17 protein-coding genes are annotated in these 18,372 nt (G+C 44.7%); 2 read left to right on the top strand and 15 right to left on the bottom strand.

Going from position 1 to position 18,372, the window contains the following annotated elements:
* Positions 1-8: 8 nt before the first annotated feature.
* Positions 9-1,697 (top strand): glycoside hydrolase family 3 protein, encoded by a 1,689-nt coding sequence (locus ACLSU7_RS12050; protein ID WP_413292129.1) that lies wholly within the window; start codon positions 9-11, stop codon positions 1,695-1,697.
* Here the strand turns inward: ACLSU7_RS12050 and ACLSU7_RS12045 are convergent.
* From ACLSU7_RS12045 to ACLSU7_RS11985, 13 genes are all read right to left on the bottom strand, one after another.
* The gene (locus tag ACLSU7_RS12045) at positions 1,694-3,277 is read right to left on the bottom strand and encodes an exonuclease domain-containing protein (RefSeq protein WP_413292128.1); all 1,584 of its coding nucleotides are present in this window, start codon (positions 3,275-3,277) and stop codon (positions 1,694-1,696) included. The genes ACLSU7_RS12050 and ACLSU7_RS12045 overlap by 4 nt on opposite strands.
* Positions 3,274-5,691: an ATP-dependent DNA helicase gene (locus tag ACLSU7_RS12040; protein WP_413292127.1), complete on the bottom strand. Its 2,418-nt coding sequence runs from the start codon at positions 5,689-5,691 to the stop codon at positions 3,274-3,276. The genes ACLSU7_RS12045 and ACLSU7_RS12040 overlap by 4 nt, the downstream gene beginning before the upstream one ends.
* Before the next feature lie 16 nt (positions 5,692-5,707).
* Positions 5,708-6,808 (bottom strand): PA0069 family radical SAM protein, encoded by a 1,101-nt coding sequence (locus ACLSU7_RS12035; RefSeq protein ID WP_413292126.1) that lies wholly within the window; start codon positions 6,806-6,808, stop codon positions 5,708-5,710.
* An 86-nt stretch (positions 6,809-6,894) separates the two neighbouring features.
* Positions 6,895-7,311, bottom strand: coding sequence for an ATP synthase F1 subunit epsilon (gene atpC, locus ACLSU7_RS12030; RefSeq protein WP_413292125.1), 417 nt, complete (start codon positions 7,309-7,311; stop codon positions 6,895-6,897).
* Between the two features lie 61 nt (positions 7,312-7,372).
* A complete protein-coding gene (gene atpD, locus ACLSU7_RS12025; RefSeq protein WP_413292124.1) occupies positions 7,373-8,779 on the bottom strand; it encodes a F0F1 ATP synthase subunit beta in 1,407 nt (468 codons plus the stop codon).
* An 11-nt stretch (positions 8,780-8,790) separates the two neighbouring features.
* Positions 8,791-9,678: an ATP synthase F1 subunit gamma gene (gene atpG / locus ACLSU7_RS12020; RefSeq protein WP_181605672.1), complete on the bottom strand. Its 888-nt coding sequence runs from the start codon at positions 9,676-9,678 to the stop codon at positions 8,791-8,793.
* Positions 9,679-9,690: 12 nt separating this feature from the next.
* Positions 9,691-11,214 (bottom strand): F0F1 ATP synthase subunit alpha, encoded by a 1,524-nt coding sequence (atpA, locus tag ACLSU7_RS12015; protein WP_413292123.1) that lies wholly within the window; start codon positions 11,212-11,214, stop codon positions 9,691-9,693.
* A gap of 2 nt (positions 11,215-11,216) precedes the next feature.
* Positions 11,217-11,765, bottom strand: a complete 549-nt coding sequence (gene atpH / locus ACLSU7_RS12010; protein WP_413292122.1) for an ATP synthase F1 subunit delta — start codon at positions 11,763-11,765, stop codon at positions 11,217-11,219.
* Positions 11,762-12,331: a hypothetical protein gene (locus ACLSU7_RS12005; RefSeq protein ID WP_413292121.1), complete on the bottom strand. Its 570-nt coding sequence runs from the start codon at positions 12,329-12,331 to the stop codon at positions 11,762-11,764. The genes atpH and ACLSU7_RS12005 overlap by 4 nt, the downstream gene beginning before the upstream one ends.
* Positions 12,332-12,344: 13 nt before the next feature.
* On the bottom strand, positions 12,345-12,779 hold the full coding sequence (locus ACLSU7_RS12000) for an ATP synthase F0 subunit B (RefSeq protein WP_413292120.1): 435 nt from the start codon (positions 12,777-12,779) through the stop codon (positions 12,345-12,347).
* Positions 12,780-12,891: 112 nt separating this feature from the next.
* Positions 12,892-13,257 (bottom strand): bactofilin family protein, encoded by a 366-nt coding sequence (locus ACLSU7_RS11995; protein WP_142702024.1) that lies wholly within the window; start codon positions 13,255-13,257, stop codon positions 12,892-12,894.
* On the bottom strand, positions 13,248-14,279 hold the full coding sequence (locus tag ACLSU7_RS11990) for a ParB/RepB/Spo0J family partition protein (RefSeq protein WP_413292119.1): 1,032 nt from the start codon (positions 14,277-14,279) through the stop codon (positions 13,248-13,250). Before ACLSU7_RS11990 ends, ACLSU7_RS11995 begins: the two co-directional genes overlap by 10 nt.
* On the bottom strand, positions 14,272-15,102 hold the full coding sequence (locus tag ACLSU7_RS11985; RefSeq protein ID WP_413292118.1) for a ParA family protein: 831 nt from the start codon (positions 15,100-15,102) through the stop codon (positions 14,272-14,274). Before ACLSU7_RS11985 ends, ACLSU7_RS11990 begins: the two co-directional genes overlap by 8 nt.
* Positions 15,103-15,230: 128 nt before the next feature.
* Here ACLSU7_RS11985 and ACLSU7_RS11980 point away from each other — a divergent pair, with 128 nt between their 5' ends.
* The gene (locus ACLSU7_RS11980) at positions 15,231-15,773 is read left to right on the top strand and encodes a hypothetical protein (RefSeq protein ID WP_413292117.1); all 543 of its coding nucleotides are present in this window, start codon (positions 15,231-15,233) and stop codon (positions 15,771-15,773) included.
* Between the two features lie 46 nt (positions 15,774-15,819).
* Here ACLSU7_RS11980 and rsmG read toward each other — a convergent pair whose 3' ends face one another.
* Positions 15,820-16,488, bottom strand: a complete 669-nt coding sequence (gene rsmG, locus ACLSU7_RS11975; RefSeq protein WP_413292116.1) for a 16S rRNA (guanine(527)-N(7))-methyltransferase RsmG — start codon at positions 16,486-16,488, stop codon at positions 15,820-15,822.
* The gene (gene mnmG / locus ACLSU7_RS11970; protein WP_413292115.1) at positions 16,475-18,370 is read right to left on the bottom strand and encodes a tRNA uridine-5-carboxymethylaminomethyl(34) synthesis enzyme MnmG; all 1,896 of its coding nucleotides are present in this window, start codon (positions 18,368-18,370) and stop codon (positions 16,475-16,477) included. Before mnmG ends, rsmG begins: the two co-directional genes overlap by 14 nt.
* Positions 18,371-18,372 lie beyond the last annotated feature (2 nt).

Genomic DNA, 18,372 nt, shown 5'->3' with positions numbered 1-18,372 from the left:
TAAGACCTATGAATAAGTATATCAGGGAAACCTTCAGAATTTTGAGTATTACTCTTTTGTTTTTTGCATTTCCCGCCCTTGTTCTAGCTCAAACTCCTTCTTCCCCCAGTAAAAGCCTTGATGAGATCATCGATCTTAAAATCTCCAAAATGAGTCTTGAGGAAAAAGTAGGACAATTGTTCATCGTAGGATTTCCCTACACCAAGACCAATAAAGATCTGGAAAAATTTATTACTGTCTACAAGCCCGGATCCTTCTTGCTGTTTAAAAGAAACATTGTTTCTCTTGAGCAAGTTAAAAAATTAAACGAAGACCTTTATAAAATTTCTTATCAATCGACCAAGCTTCCGCCACTGATTGCAATCGATCAAGAAGGCGGTGCAGTTTCCCGACTGCCGATTCAACCAAGTCCTCCCAACGCGTTGGCAATTGGACAGACTCAGTCTGCAGAGCTTTCTGAAGAAATGGGATATCAAACCGGATTATTCTTGCGCGAAGTGGGATTTAACATGAATCTGGCGCCCGTGCTGGATATTGCAGATCCTTATGGCACGAGCTTTATCGGTGTGCGATCTTTCGGCTCAGATCCAAATTTGGTTAAAGAAATCGGTACTGCTTACGCAAAAGGATTACTGCGTTCCAAAGTTATTCCCACCGCAAAACATTTTCCTGGCACTGGCAACATTAAAGCCGATCCCCATAGCAGTGTTGTGAACAATGCTGCTTCGGAAAGTGATCTCAAGAAAAAAGATCTGGTGCCGTTTGAAGGTTATTCTTCATTGGGCGCGAACGTCGCCGTGATGTTGTCACACTCGATCTATCCAGCCCTTGATTCCAAAAGAGTTCCTGCAAGCTTTTCCTCAAAGATATCCACAGAACTTTTGCGCAACGATTTAAAATATCGCGGCCTTGTGGTGACTGATGATTTACAGATGAAGGGCTCCAAAGAAGTTCTTCGCACTGATCACGCTGCCCTTAAAGCATTGTTGGCCGGAGCAGATATCGTGATGATGACGTGGTCAGTTTCAGATCAAGAGCGTGCGATGAAAACTGTTCGCGCAGCTGTCGAAGATGGAAGATTCCCTATCGATTCGCTCAATCAGAAGCTTCACCGCATTTTAGTTACCAAAGCTTTTGCAAATATTTATCGTCGTGATCCAAATTTGCCATCATTAATAGCTGGTGAAACTTTAAGTTCCCAAGACTATGTGGAATTGGAAGATAAAGTCTTAACGGAAAATATTAAAACGAATCTTCTGACCAAAACGTTACCTGAGGCTCGCGCTAACGTGCGAACTCCTGCCGCAGTCGCAGGAAAGGTTTGCGCCTACTCGCCGTCTAAAGAGTTTTTAGACAGTTTTAAATCTGCTTCTCAAGAGACCGTGATCACAAAACAACTGTATGGCACGTCCAAAGTTTCTGATGTGACGTTTACGAACAAATCTTCTCGCTGCACGATTGTTTTAATGGCGGTAACGGGACCCAAAACCGCGCGTCTTTTAAGAATGCTTCCGGCCGACATCAAAAAAGCCGCTATCGTGGTTAACCTGGGATCCCCTGGTTTGGTGCCGAAAGAACACGGCTACAGAAAGCTTTTACAGCTTTATTTTAATCATAAAGATTCAGGTAAAAAAGTTGCAGAACATTTTCCGGAAATTCTAAGTTCAGAATCCGAAAACTTTGCCTGGAATAATTAACGGTATTGGATTTCAACCGCGCCCTCTTGGGTGCGGATCTTGCCAAGTTCCATCAACAGAACACTCATTCGGTCATACGTATCAATATTTAAACCATTCCATAGGTTAACCTTAGGTACGCGCTCTGGAATTGCCTCTGGAATAAGGTGACCACCGCGAACCTTAACTTGATAAGGAGCTTCCTGATCTGAATCAGCAGGCTTATAAGAAATGTCGGCATTTAAGATTTTTGTAAGCGCTTTTGCGCGAACGTAAGTTCTTCCAGCACGCATGATGTGCCGTTCGATTTTATCAGCAATATCTTCAGCTGTAAGTTCAATAAGCTCTTCCACTTCTTCCGTATTCAGCTGATCGTTACTTCCTTCGGACTCCTCCAAAGCGAGTTCCTCTTCTTCCTCGTCAAGTAGATCGTACTGGCGATTCCACCACAATCCCAGGGCCAGCAAATTGCGAACAGATTTAAATGTTTCTGGACTGAAAGAGTTTCGCTCACAGAATATTTTAAAGCCTTCTTCGACCAATGCCGCATCAATCGGTTCAAAAAAAACGTTGTCGTGAAACTTGCCATTCACCAGGCACTCACGCAAATTGCGAACGGAATCAAACACCAAACTGCTTGAAAAGGGGCCGATGCTAAACTCTTCGCTTTGTTCAAAATCAATATCAGTCATCTCGCGGTTAAAGAAAACCACATTGCGCTGACCTGCTTTGAGCGAAATATTATATCGCGGATCCCATTTCTTAATTTCATCTGTTTCAAGAAGTGCTGCTTCCAGGGGGCTTCCACAAACCGTCACGCGCAGATCGTACACTTGAGTCAGCATTTCAAGCTTGCGGGAATCGCGGCCCTTTTGACCACGGAAATAGCTGTTCACGCGGTCTTTTAAAGAAGTCGCTTTACCGACATACAGAATCTCATCCCACTTGCTGATCATGCGATATACACCGGGCTGATCCGGCAAAGTCAGACGCTTTTCCTTTTGCAGGGGATATTCGTATTTGGTCTTTTTAATTTTAGGCGTAATCTGCAACCATTCTTGCAGCTGATCCCATGTTTCGATATCGATCTTTGCAAGCTCTGTCACCAGGCCCGCCCAAATCGCTTGAGTTGCAGATGTTTGCTGGGCGGCTCTTTTTAAATCTTGAGTAGGATATCCAAAGTACCCGGCCAAGCCCTTAATACCCCGGGTCGGTAAATTGGGGAAAAGTCGCTTGGCAATTTCATGCGTGCAGAGGATTTCAAAGGGAAATTCTTTACCAAACTGCGCGTAGTGGTGAGTAAGAAAGGGTTTTTCGAATTGAGCAAAATGAATCACACAACGATGACCTGCAAACTTCTCCTCAAGAGCTGAGAAGACAGCGTCTGCGGGATTTGCAGCATCCATATCGTCATTGAAGATCCCAGTGATCATCTGAATGCGATAAGGAATCTTTTCGTCGTTTGGAAGTTTGATCAGACTTGCTTCTGTGTCGCCGTTAGCAGAAGTCCACGCCATCTCCAAAATCGCAGCACCACTTTCAGGTTTTGCACCCGTGGTCTGCAAATCAAAAAAGAAAATGGGCATTTCAGTTAATTTCACGCTTCGACTTCGCTTTCAGATTTAAGTTCAATACTCTTCCAAAAATCGGTGACGTCAGAAATAATTTTTCCAGACACCAGCTCCTGGGCACCTTGCTCGAACCAGCCCTGGGGCATGGTTTCCGAATACGTTGTCTCTAAAAATCTGGAATCCATCAAGACGATAATTCCTTTGTCGTTTTCAGAGCGAATCACCCGCCCTGCAGACTGAATTGTTTTCGCCATTGCGGGATAAACGTATGTATAGTTAAACGCTTGGCCCTTATCATAGGAACGCTCGTAATACTGCCGGATTTGTTCGCGCTCAAAATCAAAATTCGGCAAAGCTGGCCCCACCACAAAGGCACCAATCAACATGTCACCCGGGAAGTCCACTCCCTCCGAAAAGATTCCGCCCTGAACTGCTAAAAGCAATGTGGGCTTATCCGCACTTTTCATAAATGACAGGAAATCATCGACCCGCGCGGCTTTCATTTCCCGCTGCTGTACCAGGCGCTGATAGGTGCTGTCACGCAGATGACTTTCAACATCTTTCATAAACTCAAAGCTCGGGAAAAGAGCGATGTAATTCCCAGGCTTCACCGCCATGATCTTTTCCATTGCCTGCGCAATCTTTGGCGCATTCATCGGGCGATCTTTAAATTTTGTCGAAATTTGTGGAATCAATAAAATCTTGCGATGCTCTTTTGGAAATGGAGAAACGAATTCCAGACATTTGGTCGTGATCTCGTCAAAACCCAATAGCTTCATCGAATAAGTAAATGGCTTAAGGGTCGCAGAAAAAGCGACGACATTCTTAAATGATTTATAGATTTCATTCAAGTGTCTGGAGGCATCACAACAAGTTACTTTCAAAGTTTCGTTGATCTCTCCATACAGGCGATTCTTTTGATATGTTTGAAAAAATTCTGGGCCTTGCAGCTCGAGTGCTTGCGCAAAATCACTCCACATGTTCGCCAGACGTAAAACACCATCTTGCGTTTGGATCTCGATGTCTGCTTCCAGGTATTCGCCTAAAAACTCCCGCATTCTGGATTCAAGCTCAAACACTGGGTCAAAATCAATAACCACCGTGCGGGACTCGCCACGATAAGTTTCAATCAATTCAATCGCTTCCTCGCAAAGCATCTGGGCGCGTTTTTGAAAGCGAATATTGATTTTACCCAAAGACGGAATGATGTTCTGCAGATCCCGCGTGGAAATTGCCGGCGAAAAATAGTCTTGCGCCCTGGCTGGTAAGTTGTGGGCTTCATCGATGACAAGATTCGCTTTTTGGGTGGGCTCCATCAAAGGTAGCTCCAAACGTCCTAAAAGGCTTCTGGTTGAGAAAACATAGTTGTAGTCAGCTATGACCACGTCTGCTCTTTCAATCGCCTCTAAAGACAATTCAAACGGGCACACTTGGTACTGCTCACCTAATTCCTGGAGTTTTGCCTGGCTCAATGAACGAAGCTTGGTCACTTTATTAACCAAGTCGTTTTCTGCAAGTTTTTTATAATAGTCCTTGGCGAACTCACAATACTGGGGATTGCACAGAGGTTCGGCTTTAAAGCACATTTTACTTTTCGCCGTGATAGTCAGCGGTCTGATCGATGCGCCCTGATCCTGTAGTTTTTCAACAGCCTCTTCAGCAACCTGATGTTGAGAGTTCTTAGGAGTCACATAGATGACCTTTTGCCCACGCGCCAACGAGTCCTTTAGTGATGGATACAGAACACCAATTGTTTTACCCAAACCCGTTGGAGCCTGAATGACCATCGATTTTTCTTCGATAAAGCCAAGCTGAATATTTTCAATCAGTTCCGTCTGACCCGGGCGCGGAGATGTGAAAGGAAATTTCAAATCCTCAGCGGCGGCCACACGCTTTTTGAAAAGCTTTTCGCGGATCTTGGTCTCTTCCGTAAGCTCTGCCAAGCGCAGGGCTAACCACGCTTCATATTCGTCGATATCTAACTCAAAATAGATTTCAGACTGCTTAAAATTACGTGACGAAACCAATAGCATTTTGAGTTCTGGAATTTCACCCGTCTGTTTATAAAGAATGTAACCGTAAGTACGAAGCTGCCACACATAGGGATGGTTATCATCCACCGTCAGCTTGTGTTCTAACGATTCAACATCGAATGCGGATTTGATCTCTTCAACTTGAAAGTTTGAGCCCTCTACCACACCATCCGCACGTCCCGAAATAACAAACAAGTACTGATCGCGTTCAAACTCTATAGAAAGCTTTTTCTCGGCTTCATATCCGGGAATCTCACGAATTCTTTTTCTTTGAATGTTCTGATGAATCTCCTGGCCCAGGCGAGGGGTTTGCCCATAGCCAGAATGAGCTTCAATACTACCCACTCTTGGACACGGCAAAGCGAACTGGCGCAGATCAATTTGAATTTTGCGTAAGTTCTTTTTTGCCATGGTCTCTCTTATACAATTAATCTAAATCAAAACTAAGCTGTGCTTTTGCCGCAATCTCTTCCGCCGTCGGGGGACGCGTAAAGTGCGCGGCCGATAAGTTCCAGTTCTTGGCGTTTAATCCATACTTGCGACTGTAAACCTCAAATACTTGCGCCAGTTGTTCCGCCCGCGGTCCCGTACCCGTCATTCGATTTCCAAATTCGGAATTATACATTTTTCCATCGCGAACATTCTTTACTGCTTCGATTACTTTGCTCTTACGCAAAGGACGATGCACATCCAACCACTCCTCAAACAATGGAGCAACGGCATGAGGCAATCTCAACATCGTATATCCAGAAGTTGTCGCTCCCGCATCTGCCGCGGCTTTTAATATCGCGGGCATCTCGTGATCAGTCAGTCCCAGAATCATCGGCGCAACATTCACTCCAACAGGAATTCCCGCTTTTGCCAATTCCTCAATCGCTCGCAAACGCGCTGCAGGTCTTGATGTGCGGGGTTCCAAAGATGCAATCAGATCCGCATCTAGTGATGTGATCGAAATAGTAACAACAATTCCCTGGTACTTCGCCATCTCCTGAAGAATATCGATATCGCGAGTGACCAGATGATTCTTAGTGATGATTGCGCCAGGATTTTTAAACTTGTTCAAAACCTCCAGGCATCCGCGAGTGAGTTTGTATTCTCTCTCGAGCGGCTGATAACAGTCCGTCACTCCACTCATGACGATCACTTGGGGTTGCCAGGATTTTTTCATCAGCGCTTCTTCCAAAAGCTCTGGTGCATTTTCTTTCACCATGATCTTGGATTCAAAATCCAACCCGGCAGACATTCCCAGATACTCATGTGTTGGACGAGCATAGCAATAGATGCACCCATGCTCACAACCACGATAAGGATTTACGGAATAAGTAAATCCGATATCAGGACTATCGTTCTTGGTTAAAACCGCGCGTGACGAGTCCTTCAGAACTTGCGTCTGCAAACGAGGTTTCTCGTCTTCTAAATAGTTATCAAAATCCTGTGGCTCGGCTTCGAAATGGAGGGAATCAAAACGATTCGGAATATTACTGCTGGCGCCTCTACCCCGGATATCTTTACGAAATTCTCGGGTCATGGGCGGAGTATCGCACAGATGCTACAAAAAACAAAAGGCCCAAGTTTGAACTTGAGCCTTTCTTAATTTTATCTTTCGATACAAAACTATTTTTTGATTTGGTTTTCAGCCACTTCAATTTTCGCTCTTGCGCGAGTCCACTCTTTTTGGAACTCAGTCCAGTCTGCATCTGTGATAACTTCGTCAAGGACGTGTTTCTCAGACTTAGCAAGGTACTCTTTAGTTGCAACAAGATCGATTTCTTCTGGCAAGTCAGCGATGTTCGCTAGAACATTCACGCCTTCAGGGGATACTTGGCAATAACCCCAGCTGATAACAGCTTGGTTTTGCTTTTCTTGACCCTTAAGTCTCCATTTCATCACACCAACACCTAGTGTAGTGATTAGAGGCGCGTGACCAGGAAGAATATTAAGTTCTCCTTTAAAACCAGGCACAGTTACTTCTTCAACCTCTTGGTTTACTAGAAGACGACGCTCTGGAGTCACGATTGTCAGTTTAAACATAAATCACCTTTTCTAAAAGCGACCCTCTCAGGCCGCCTTATGAAGACGGAATCCTTTCGGATTACGCCTGCAACTTCTTAGCTTTTTCGATAACGTCTTCGATAGTACCAACAAGGTAGAACGCTTGTTCTGGAAGAGCATCGTGTTTACCATCAAGGATTTCGCGGAAACCACGAACAGTGTCTTTGATGTCAACATAACGACCTGGCAAACCAGTGAACTGCTCAGCAACGAAGAACGGCTGAGACAAGAAACGTTGGATTTTACGAGATCGAGATACAACCAATTTATCCGCTTCAGACAATTCGTCCATACCCAAGATAGCGATGATATCTTGAAGCTCACGGTTACGTTGCAACAACGCTTGAACGTCACGAGCGCATTTGTAGTGCTCTTCACCGATGACGGCTGGATCCAAAAGACGTGATGTAGACGTCAATGGGTGAACCGCAGGGAAGATCGCCATAGCTGCGATGTCACGGTCAAGATTCGTAGTCGCATCCAAGTGAGTAAATGTAGTTGCTGGAGCTGGATCCGTATAGTCATCGGCAGGTACGTATACCGCTTGAACTGACGTGATCGAACCCTTTTTAGTGGAAGTGATACGCTCTTGAAGAGTACCCATCTCAGTTGCCAAAGTTGGTTGGTAACCAACGGCAGAAGGGATACGGCCAAGAAGTGCAGACACTTCGGCACCCGCTTGAGTAAAGCGGAAGATGTTATCAACGAAGAAAAGAACGTCTTGGTTTTCAACGTCACGGAAGTATTCAGCAACAGTCAAACCAGTCAAAGCAACACGCGCACGTGCTCCAGGTGGTTCATTCATTTGACCGAAAACTAGAGAAGTCTTAGCCAATACGCCAGATTGTTTCATCTCTTGCCACAAGTCATTACCTTCACGAGTACGCTCACCTACACCGGCGAATACAGAGAAACCACCGTGCTCAGTAGCGATGTTACGGATAAGTTCCTGGATAAGAACCGTTTTACCAACGCCCGCACCACCGAACAAACCGATCTTACCACCCTTAGCGTAAGGTGCTAGCAAGTCTACGACTTTGATACCAGTCATCAACATTGCTGCAGATGTAGCTTGGTCTTCGAATTTAGGAGCAGTTCTGTGGATACCCCATTGTTCTTTTGCGTTTACTGGGCCCATTTCGTCGATTGGTTCACCAACTACGTTGATGATACGACCCAAAGCTTCGCGACCTACCGGTGCTGTGATTTGAGTGCCCAATGCTTTAACTTTTTCACCACGAACCAAACCTTCAGTTTGGTCCATAGAGATAGTTCTTACAACGCCATCACCCAAGTGCTGAGCAACTTCAAGAACTAGGTTGTATTCAGCGTCAGAGATAAATTTATTTGATACACGAAGAGCAGAATTGATAGCTGGAAGTTCTCCGCCTTCGAATTCTACGTCCACTACGGGACCCATAACTTGTTTTACTTTACCGAATGCCATTATTCAGCTCCCTATCCTTTAAGCGCTTCAGCGCCCGATACGATTTCGATCAATTCTGTAGTAATTTTTTCTTGTCTCAATTTGTTGTACGTCAGAGTGAGTTTGTTGATCATCTCTTTCGCGTTGTTTGTCGCGTTTTCCATCGCGCTCATACGAGCACCATGTTCACCCGCAACAGACTCGGACATACATCTGTAAACCTGAAGGTCGAAATGCTTTTCAAGCAACTCTTTAATGATTTGCTCTGGAGCCGGTTCGAAGATCATGTCGACAGCAAAGTTCGATGCAGCCTCAGCTTCTGTGTTGAAAGTCGTCAATCCAAGATCAATTGGAAGAAGAGTTTCAGCCGTAACAACTTGAGAGATGGCAGATTGGAACTCGTTATGGATGATACGAACTTCATCGTATGCACCTTCGAGGTAATCATTCATCACGCGATTCGCAACTTTGGAAGCCAACTCGTAAGAGATGTCTTTATCAAGCTTCGTGATGTAATCAACCGGCTTGATGCCTCTTCTGGCGAAGTAGTCATGACCACGACGACCGATGAAAAGGAAATCAATCTTCTCAAGGTTAGCTTTGTTGTTGTTGTAATACGCCTCAGTGAATTTGTTGATATTGCTGTTGAAAGCGCCGCAAAGACCGCGATCAGAAGTGATAACAACAAGCAAAACATTCTTTACTTGTTCTTTCTTCTCCATCAACGGGTGCGTAACTTTGTTAGTCACAGCGATATCCGCAATCACCTTACGCAAAGTCAGAGCATAAGGACGCATATTAACGATGTTATTCTGCGCCTTTCTCAACTTTGCAGCAGACACGAGCTTCATAGCCTTCGTGATCTGCTGGGTGTTTTTAGTGGACTCAATCTGAGCCCGGATATCCTTCAAGCTTGCCATTTAAGCACCAAATTACTTGTTAGAAGGTTGGAAGATAGCTTTGAATTCTTCAAGAGCTGACAACAAACCTTTTTTAGTGTCGTCGGCAATCGCTTTCTTCTCAGAGATCGTTTTGATGATGTCTGCGTGCTTGTTTTTCAAGAACTCGATCATCTCTTTTTCGTATCTCTTAACGTCTGTCTCTGGGTATTGGTCAACGAACGCGTTACCAGCAGCGAAGATCATGATGATTTGCTCTTCAACTTTTACCGGAGAGTACTGAGGTTGTTTCAAAACTTCGATCAAACGGCGGCCACGAGCCAACTGTTGTTGAGAAGCTTTATCCAAATCAGATGCAAACGCAGCGAATGCTTCCATAGAACGGAACTGAGCAAGCTCAAGTTTCAAAGAACCTGCAACTTGTTTCATCGCTTTAATCTGAGCGGCACCACCCACACGTGAAACCGATTTACCTACAGAGATAGCTGGGCGCACACCTTTGTAGAATAGATCTGATTCAAGGAAGATCTGACCGTCAGTGATAGAGATAACGTTCGTCGGGATGTATGCAGAGATATCGCCCGCTTGTGTCTCGATAATTGGCAATGCAGTCAATGAACCGCCGCCTTTATCTGCAGACAATTTGGAAGCACGCTCAAGAAGACGGCTATGGCAATAGAACACGTCGCCTGGGTAAGCTTCACGTCCTGGAGGACGACGAAGAAGTAGAGACAATTGACGGTAAGCTTGAGCTTGTTTCGTCAAGTCATCGTATACGATAAGAGCATGTCTACCAGTATCACGGAAGTATTCCGCCATTGCTGTACCAGAGTAAGCAGCAAGGTATTGAAGTGGAGCTGGGTCAGATGCATTCGCTGCGATAACAGTCGTGTACTCAAGAGCACCCGCTGCACGAAGTTTTTCAACAACTAGAGCAACAGTCGATTGTTTTTGACCGATAGCTACGTAGAAGCACTGAACGTTTTGACCTTTTTGGTTGATGATAGTGTCAACCGCGATAGTCGTTTTACCAGTTTGACGGTCACCGATGATCAATTCACGTTGACCACGACCGATTGGTACCAAGGCGTCGATAGCTTTGATACCAGTTTGAAGAGGTTCTTCAACTGGATGACGGTAAACGATACCAGGAGCTTTAGTTTCAACGATACGTGAGTGAGGCGTGTTGATAGGACCACGGCCGTCGATCGCGTTACCTAGGGCGTCTACAACGCGACCTAGAAGCGCTTCACCAACTGGAACGGAAACGATTTTTTTTGTTCTTTTAACAGTGTCGCCTTCTTTGATTTGGCGGTCTTCACCGAACAAAACGGTACCAACGTGACCTTCTTCAAGGTTCAATACCATTCCGTAAACTTCACCTGGGAACTCAACTAGCTCACCAGCCATTGCGTTTTCAAGACCGTAGATACGAGCAACCCCGTCCCCTACTGAAAGAACGCTACCTGTTTCACTTACTTCAATCTTTTTGTTGTATTGATTGATTTGCTCTTTGAGAACGCGACTGATCTCGTCGGCACGGATTTGTGTTTCCATTTTTAGTTGGCTCTCCTGTTTAATTCTTCATTAATTTTTTTAAGATGTGTTTCGATGCTGTCGTCAAAAGTCCATCCACCAACTTGGGCTACAGCGCCACCCAAAAGTTTAGGATCTTGTTGGTAAGTAAGTACGATTTTTTTACCAAGCGTTTTGCTTACTTTAGACTCAAGTTCTTTTTGTGCGTCAGCAGACAATGGTTGTGCTGAGCGAACAGTTCCGCGAGTAACACCTTCTTCGATATCAAGGTATTCGCGGTATGCAGTAGCAACTTCGGAAACAAGGTGAATACGGCCTTTTTCAGCCATCAATACCAATGTGTTCACAACTTCTTCAGAAGTGCCTTTGCCCTCAAGAGCGCCTTTAACAGCAGCTACTTTTTGAGTTGCAGATACTACAGGGTTTTTGAAAAATGCAGAAACTGCTGCATCCTTTTCAAATGCATCAGCCGCCGCTTGCAATTCAGCGTATACTTTCGTGTGAACGCCTTTTTGCTTAGCTACAGCAAGAAGAGCTTTCGCATATCTTCTGGATACTTCGTTTACTTTCATCGACTAACCTCGATGTGATTGATGAATTCGTTTTGTAGTTTCTGTTGATCAGAAGCACCGATGTCTTTAGTCAAAACCATACGAGCCGCCTCAACTGAATCTGCCAACAATTGTTGACGCAATTCTTTTTGAGCGCGTTGAGTTTCAAGCTTAGCTGTCAACTCTGCTTCGTCTTTGATGCGTTTAGAAACCTGAGCAGCCTCATCGATGATTTGATTTTTCAAATCGTTCGCATGAGCTTGAGCTTTCGCCAATTGCTCTTGGTGAGTACTTTGCAAGTTTGCTAGCTTATTTTTGATGTCAACAAACTCACGCTCTGCTTGTTCGCGCGCGAATGCAGATTTTTGAGCTGCCTCAAGGTAGGCTGCTTTTCTGCCGCCAAAGAAAGAAACAATTGAATCTTTCGTGAAGTAAATCAAACCACCGATAAGAATGATGATGTTGATCGCTTGGAAGATAACTGACTTAGGAACTTCAACAGCGTGATGACCACCACCGTGCTCAGCCGCAGAGGCGAAGACGATCGCAGGCGCCAGGATGATAAGAAGGTTTACAAGAACTTTCATTTTCTTCTCTCTCTTATTTGCCCAACAATTTGGATGTGATTGCAAGAGCTACAGTTTGAGTTTGTGCTTTCAATTCTTTGGAAGCGGACTCTACTGCTGCTGTGATTTTTGATCTGTTGTTTGTGATGTGTTGATCGGCCTCTGCACGAGACTTAGCAACTACAGATTCATACTGTTTGTTAGCTTCTGTTTTAGAAGCATCAACAATATTTTTGATTTCAAGATTTAGAGCACGCATTTTTGTTTCGTACTCGGAGTGAAGCTCTACAGATTTCGCTTGATATTCCAAAGCCAAATCTTCGCCACCCTTAGTTTTGTTTTGTCTTTCTTCAAGTGCATGAGCATATGGAGTGAAAACAAATTTTGTTAAGAATAACAAAGCAATCGCAAAGAACACGAACTGGATGCCGGCTGTAGCGTTGATGCCTAATTGTCCAAAAATATCCATTTTATTGAAATCCCTGTTTTTTTTGAACCTCGGAAGTAGCATTTCAAGCCAGAAAAGGTCAAGGTCAAAAACCTAATGAGAATTTAGGCTGCGCTATTGAAAACAGGGGTGCTTAAGACTTGGGCATATAGGACGCACCCTCGAAAACCACGCCTTCATCGATACGCAAACTTGGAGATGTTACGGTACCTTTGAAAATTGCGGGTGGGTGCATAATAACTCGGCGACGGGCAAAGAGATTCCCCTCAACCCGGCCACTGATAATAATAGTATCGGCCTCAACTTGGGCAGCCACAGAGGCGCCCTCATTAATAACGATGGTATCTTTCGTAAAGATTTCCCCTTTAAAATCACCGCCAATTTGCACGGTGCCTTCAAAGCTGAGCTTTCCTTCGAAATGTGTACCCTGATCAAGGATTGCCGTCACATGACCGGAGAGTACGTCTTCCTGGAAAGTTTGTGGGATATTTACTGCCATCCTTCTTTCAGCCTATCTACTAAGTTTGTTAGTTCATCATCGGAATAGAAGTGAATGCTGATTTTACCTTTAGCTCCGGAATAATCAATGTTCACTTTTGTGCCCATGATTTTCTGAAGTTCATCACTCAAACCGTTAATCAATCGTTGAGTCACGTTTGAATCGAAAGTTGGAACTTCCAATTCATCAGCTGTTCCCTTAACGATAGCTTGAACCATTTTTTCCAATTTACGAACTGCGATCTTGTCGTTCACGACCTTTTTCGCCATTTCGATTTGTTTTTTTGGTTCTGGCAAAGAAAGAAGGACTTTCGCATGACCTACGGAAAGATCATTGGCAGAAATCATATCTTTTACTTCATTCGGCAAAGCTAGCAAACGAACAGCGTTCGCCACAGTCGCACGATCACGACCCACCTTTTCAGCCACTTGTTGCTGAGACAATTTGAACTCTGTGATTAGGCGAGAATATCCCTCTGCCTCTTCAATTGGGTTCAAGTCTTCACGTTGAATATTCTCAACGATGGCTAACTCAAGTGCCTGTTTGTCGTCGTAAGACTTTAAAATAACTGGGACTTCATGTAACCCAGCCAATTGAGACGCTCTCCAACGACGCTCACCCGCTACGATTTCTAGTTTCCCAGATGTCGTTCTGCGAGCCACGATCGGCTGAAGAATACCGTTCTCTTTAATAGACTGAGCAAGCTCTTGAAGCGGCTCTTTTTCGAAAGTTGTACGAGGCTGATATTTACCCGGAGACAACTTGTCGATCGCAACTTTCCAAATTTTGCTTTCTGGATCCACGGGAGGGGCAACAGTTGCAGCAACATTCACGGAAGGCGCACCAGCAGCTGTCGCCGCAGGTGAAACAGTTGTTGAATTCGCCGGCGCAGCTTTAACGGGAGGGGCTGATGCCGTAGGCGCATTCATTAAATCATTATTAGCAGGTCCACCCAAAAGGGAACCTAGGCCGCGGCCCAAGCCTCTCTTTTTGTTTGAGGATTCTACAGCAGTATCAGACATTTACTTCCCCTTCATAGGCGTTCGTGTTTGCAACCTGGCTCGCTTCTGTCTGCTTCGGAACTGATCTTGCGATCACTTCGTGGGCCAATTCTAGATAGCGAACGGAACCGATAGATTTGCTGTCGTACTCAAGGATGGATTGACCATGGCTCGGCGCTTCGCTGAGTCGCACGTTTCTTGGAATAATTGCGTTAAATACTTTTTCACCAAAGTGCTCTTTGATCTGAGTAACTACTTGATGACTCAAGTTATTGCGCACATCAAACATAGTCAGAACGATACCTTCAATATGCAATGAAGGATTCAAGCTCTTTTTGATTAGTCCTGCAGTATTCAAAAGCTGACTCAAACCTTCCAATGCATAGTATTCACATTGAAGAGGCACAAGGAAGCTGTCTGCAGCATTGAGAGCATTCAGAGTAATCAAACCCAAAGATGGTGGGCAATCAATGATCACAAAGTCATATTGATCAGCGATGATGGATACTGCTTGTTTTAAGCGGTATTCACGATGCGGCATATCAACCAACTCAATTTCTGCGCCCACTAGATCTGGATTAGCAGTACAGATCTTTAGATTAGCATTTGAAGTGTTGTGAGTAGCCTCAGTCAGTGTTTTTTCACCGATGAGTACGTGATATGAGTTAGCATCTTGGCTGTCGTAGCGTTTGATACCCAAACCGCTGGAAGCATTCCCTTGAGGATCCATATCGATCAACAAAACACGCTTTCCAAGAGTAGCCAACGCTGAAGAGAGATTCACAGACGTCGTTGTCTTACCTACTCCGCCCTTTTGATTAGCTATACAGATAGTTTTAGCCATCATTTCCTCCTTGATAATCAAAATTCGTATTTTTTACACACATGTGCAACTATAAAGACTAGTTTTTCGCACCTCGCCTTAGGTTTTTCGGTGTTTTTGCCGATGTTCCACGTGGAACAATACCAATTATGAAGATTATCACCGCCATTCTTCTTATTTTTACTCTCGCAGCTTGCAGCAAGCCGGATCCAAACCCCGAGCTTAAAGATCCTATTTATTCTGATCTTCAGGCTCAGGTTGGTGCTGCCACAGCCGCACTCGAGGCAGAGAAAAAGAAACTCGAGGGATTCGAGAAAGATAAAATGGAAGTTGTTCCGCAGACTGGGCAAATTAAATACGCCAACAAACGTATTTATGAATCTCAGGCGGCTATCACCCGCCTCGAGCAACAGGTGGAATATTTAAAGCTCAAAGTAGAGCAACGCGCGAGAACTGCGCAAGCGGCCTACAAAAAAGCCTACGCTAACAAGCAAGAATGGCCCGATCCTAAAGAATGGTCCTCATATCAGGCGGAACAGAAGCTTAGAAATGCAAAAAGAAGCTGGGATGTGAAAGCACGCATGAGAGATGCGGGAGTTACGATCGATACTGGCTTGGGGCATGGAGAAGGAGCTGAAGGTGGCGAAGGTCACGGCGGCGGAGAGAAAAAAGCCGAAGGCGGCGGTCACTAGAGGAATGTTCCACGTGGAACATCCCCTTTTCTTAGAAAATAAATGTTTAAGAGATCTTTTCGGTGCGAACGACACCGTATTTAACGGCACCCACGGGAAGCTTGTACTCCCCCACAAGTGATGGCGCCCAAATCGAACAAAGCTGAGTGGGAATTTCCCCAACCTCAATACCCCATTCTTCACCCTTTAGATGATAGACAGAGCCGCCTTTAACGACGATCTTTCGAGCCATCAAAATAGCCTTAGAAATATTCCCGAACCCACGGCAAATGGCCCACTTAACGGAATCAGCAGGCAGAGCCTCAATATTCTTATTCTCAACGGTGATATTCTTTAGTTTCAAAGCTTGAACAGCGTGGCTTAGGAATTCGCACTTCTTAACATCTGTATCTACCAGGACGACCTGAATGTTCGGATTCATAATCCCAAAAACAATACCAGGAAATCCATTGCCGCTTCCAAAGTCATAGACTTTATCCATACCGGGATTGGACTTAACGATAGCTTTTGTCGCGTTGATGGAATCTGCAAAATGAAGAGCGTCGGCAACGAAAACCGATTTCGCTGAGATTAAACTGAGCGTGCGGTTAAACTTTTGAAGTTCTTCGTGATAGGCCTTTAGTCTTGATCTGACCTCAGGACTTAGATCGGGGAACCATTCGTCAATGCGCCAAAAGATTTGCGGTGGCGCTTCAGAGCCATCAATGTTGCTCATCCAGATTCATCTCCTTGATCTTTTTATGACCTTTTAGATGAATCATTATAGCTTGAATCGCCGAGGGATTTACACCACTAATCCGTTGTGCTTGACCTAAGGTACGGGGCCTAACGCGTTGCAGCTTATCCTTCTCTTCATTAGAAAGGCCGCGAATATCTGCATACAAAAGTGTGTCTGGAAGAACCAATTCTTCGAGTCTTTTTGACTGTTCGATCAGGTCCATCTGACGACGAACGTAACCGGAGTATTTCACTTCGATTTCTACTGGTTCAACGACATTGGGATCGCTATCCAACTCGAAATTTAACAATTCCAAGTGTGAACTCGTAAGCTCAGGACGACGCAGCAACTCTTCGAAAGACAAAGACTTTGTCATAGCTGAAGTTGGAACTTTAGCGAGAATTTCTTGAACGTCTTTTGTGGGATAAACCTTCGTTTCACGCAAGCGATCGTGCAAAACTTTACGTTTCTCACGGAGTACGGATAAAAGCTCCAACGACTGCTCCGACACAATACCCAACTTTTGGGCCCATTGCGCTAACCTGTCGATAGTATTATCTTCTCTAAGAACTAATCTGTGTTCTGCTCGAGAAGTGAACATACGATACGGTTCGCGAGTTCCTTTAGTCACAAGGTCATCAATTAAGACGCCCATGTACGCTTCATCACGGCCCAAAATAAATTCATCGCGACCAAGAATGCTATTCGCAGCATTCACACCCGCGATGAAACCTTGAGCGGCCGCTTCTTCATAACCAGAAGTTCCGTTGATTTGACCGGCCAGGAATAACTGACGAATCGTTCTTGTTTCCAAGCGATGCCAAATTTGTGTCGGCTCGATATAGTCATACTCCACCGCATAACCATAGCGAGCGACCTTAACATTTTCCAATCCTGGAATAGTCTTTAGGAATTCATCCTGAGTTTCCTCAGGCAAACTTGTGGAAATACCCTGAAGATAAATCAAATCCGTATTCAAACCTTCTGGTTCTAAGAAAGTTTGATGACTTGGTCTTTCATGAAAGCGGGTTACTTTGTCTTCAATCGAAGGACAATAACGAGGACCAACACCTTCAATAATCCCGCAATACATAGGAGATTTATCCAGGTTTCCACGGATAATATCATGAGTTTTTTCAGTCGTGCGAGTCAGATAGCAAAGAATTTGGGGAAGCTTTAACTGAGTCGAAGATTTGTAGCTGAAAGGATAAACCTTTTCATCACCACCATGAGGAGTCGTTTTCGACCAGTCGATAGAATCTTTAAGCAAACGAGCTGGAGTACCCGTTTTCAAACGTTTTACTTCAAAACCGAATTGCGCCAACTGATCAGAAAGTCCGATAGAAGGTTTATCACCCACACGGCCGCCCGCCTCTTGGCGCAGACCCGTATGCATAACACCGTTCATGAATGTTCCCGTCGTGATGATCGTTGCTTTTGCAAAAATCTCGGAACCGTCATCCAAAACCACGCCGGCGCACAAATCTTTATCCAAAATCAGACGTTTTACTTCACCTTGAAGCACTTCCAAATTTGGCTGAGTAAAAAGAGCATTTTTTTGAAAGGCAGAGTAAAGATGTTTGTCGTTTTGAACTCGAGTTCCGCGAACTGCGGGACCTTTCGAGGAGTTAAGACGCTTGTACTGAATTGTTGTTTCATCGGCAGCGATACCCATTTGGCCGCCAAGAACATCAATTTCACGAACCATGTGGCCTTTTGCAAGTCCACCGATGGAAGGATTGCAACTCATATAACCAATACGATCAACATTCGTAGTTACCATCAAAGTTTGAAGGCCCAAACGAGCGGACGCCAAACATGCTTCGATTCCGGCATGTCCCGCACCTACGACGATCACATCAAATTTTCTATTAGTCATAA

The sequence above is a fragment of the Bdellovibrio sp. HCB185ZH genome (assembly GCF_047302455.1).
In the GTDB taxonomy this organism is placed as follows: Bacteria; Bdellovibrionota; Bdellovibrionia; order Bdellovibrionales; family Bdellovibrionaceae; genus Bdellovibrio.
This window is presented reverse-complemented; position numbering and strand designations above follow the sequence as displayed.

What these genes read in the sequence shown, in the direction of transcription:
- atpH (WP_413292122.1), bottom strand. Translation starts at nt 11,765, where the DNA reads ATGAAAGTAAACGAAGTATCCAGAAGATATGCGAAAGCTCTTCTTGCT.
- ACLSU7_RS11995 (WP_142702024.1), bottom strand. Translation starts at nt 13,257, where the DNA reads ATGGCAGTAAATATCCCACAAACTTTCCAGGAAGACGTACTCTCCGGT.
- ACLSU7_RS12050 (WP_413292129.1), top strand. Translation starts at nt 9, where the DNA reads ATGAATAAGTATATCAGGGAAACCTTCAGAATTTTGAGTATTACTCTT.
- ACLSU7_RS12040 (WP_413292127.1), bottom strand. Translation starts at nt 5,691, where the DNA reads ATGGCAAAAAAGAACTTACGCAAAATTCAAATTGATCTGCGCCAGTTC.
- ACLSU7_RS11985 (WP_413292118.1), bottom strand. Translation starts at nt 15,102, where the DNA reads ATGGCTAAAACTATCTGTATAGCTAATCAAAAGGGCGGAGTAGGTAAG.
- ACLSU7_RS12035 (WP_413292126.1), bottom strand. Translation starts at nt 6,808, where the DNA reads ATGACCCGAGAATTTCGTAAAGATATCCGGGGTAGAGGCGCCAGCAGT.
- ACLSU7_RS11990 (WP_413292119.1), bottom strand. Translation starts at nt 14,279, where the DNA reads ATGTCTGATACTGCTGTAGAATCCTCAAACAAAAAGAGAGGCTTGGGC.
- mnmG (WP_413292115.1), bottom strand. Translation starts at nt 18,370, where the DNA reads ATGACTAATAGAAAATTTGATGTGATCGTCGTAGGTGCGGGACATGCC.
- rsmG (WP_413292116.1), bottom strand. Translation starts at nt 16,488, where the DNA reads ATGAGCAACATTGATGGCTCTGAAGCGCCACCGCAAATCTTTTGGCGC.
- atpD (WP_413292124.1), bottom strand. Translation starts at nt 8,779, where the DNA reads ATGGCATTCGGTAAAGTAAAACAAGTTATGGGTCCCGTAGTGGACGTA.
- atpA (WP_413292123.1), bottom strand. Translation starts at nt 11,214, where the DNA reads ATGGAAACACAAATCCGTGCCGACGAGATCAGTCGCGTTCTCAAAGAG.
- ACLSU7_RS12005 (WP_413292121.1), bottom strand. Translation starts at nt 12,331, where the DNA reads ATGAAAGTTCTTGTAAACCTTCTTATCATCCTGGCGCCTGCGATCGTC.
- ACLSU7_RS11980 (WP_413292117.1), top strand. Translation starts at nt 15,231, where the DNA reads ATGAAGATTATCACCGCCATTCTTCTTATTTTTACTCTCGCAGCTTGC.
- atpC (WP_413292125.1), bottom strand. Translation starts at nt 7,311, where the DNA reads ATGTTTAAACTGACAATCGTGACTCCAGAGCGTCGTCTTCTAGTAAAC.
- ACLSU7_RS12000 (WP_413292120.1), bottom strand. Translation starts at nt 12,779, where the DNA reads ATGGATATTTTTGGACAATTAGGCATCAACGCTACAGCCGGCATCCAG.
- atpG (WP_181605672.1), bottom strand. Translation starts at nt 9,678, where the DNA reads ATGGCAAGCTTGAAGGATATCCGGGCTCAGATTGAGTCCACTAAAAAC.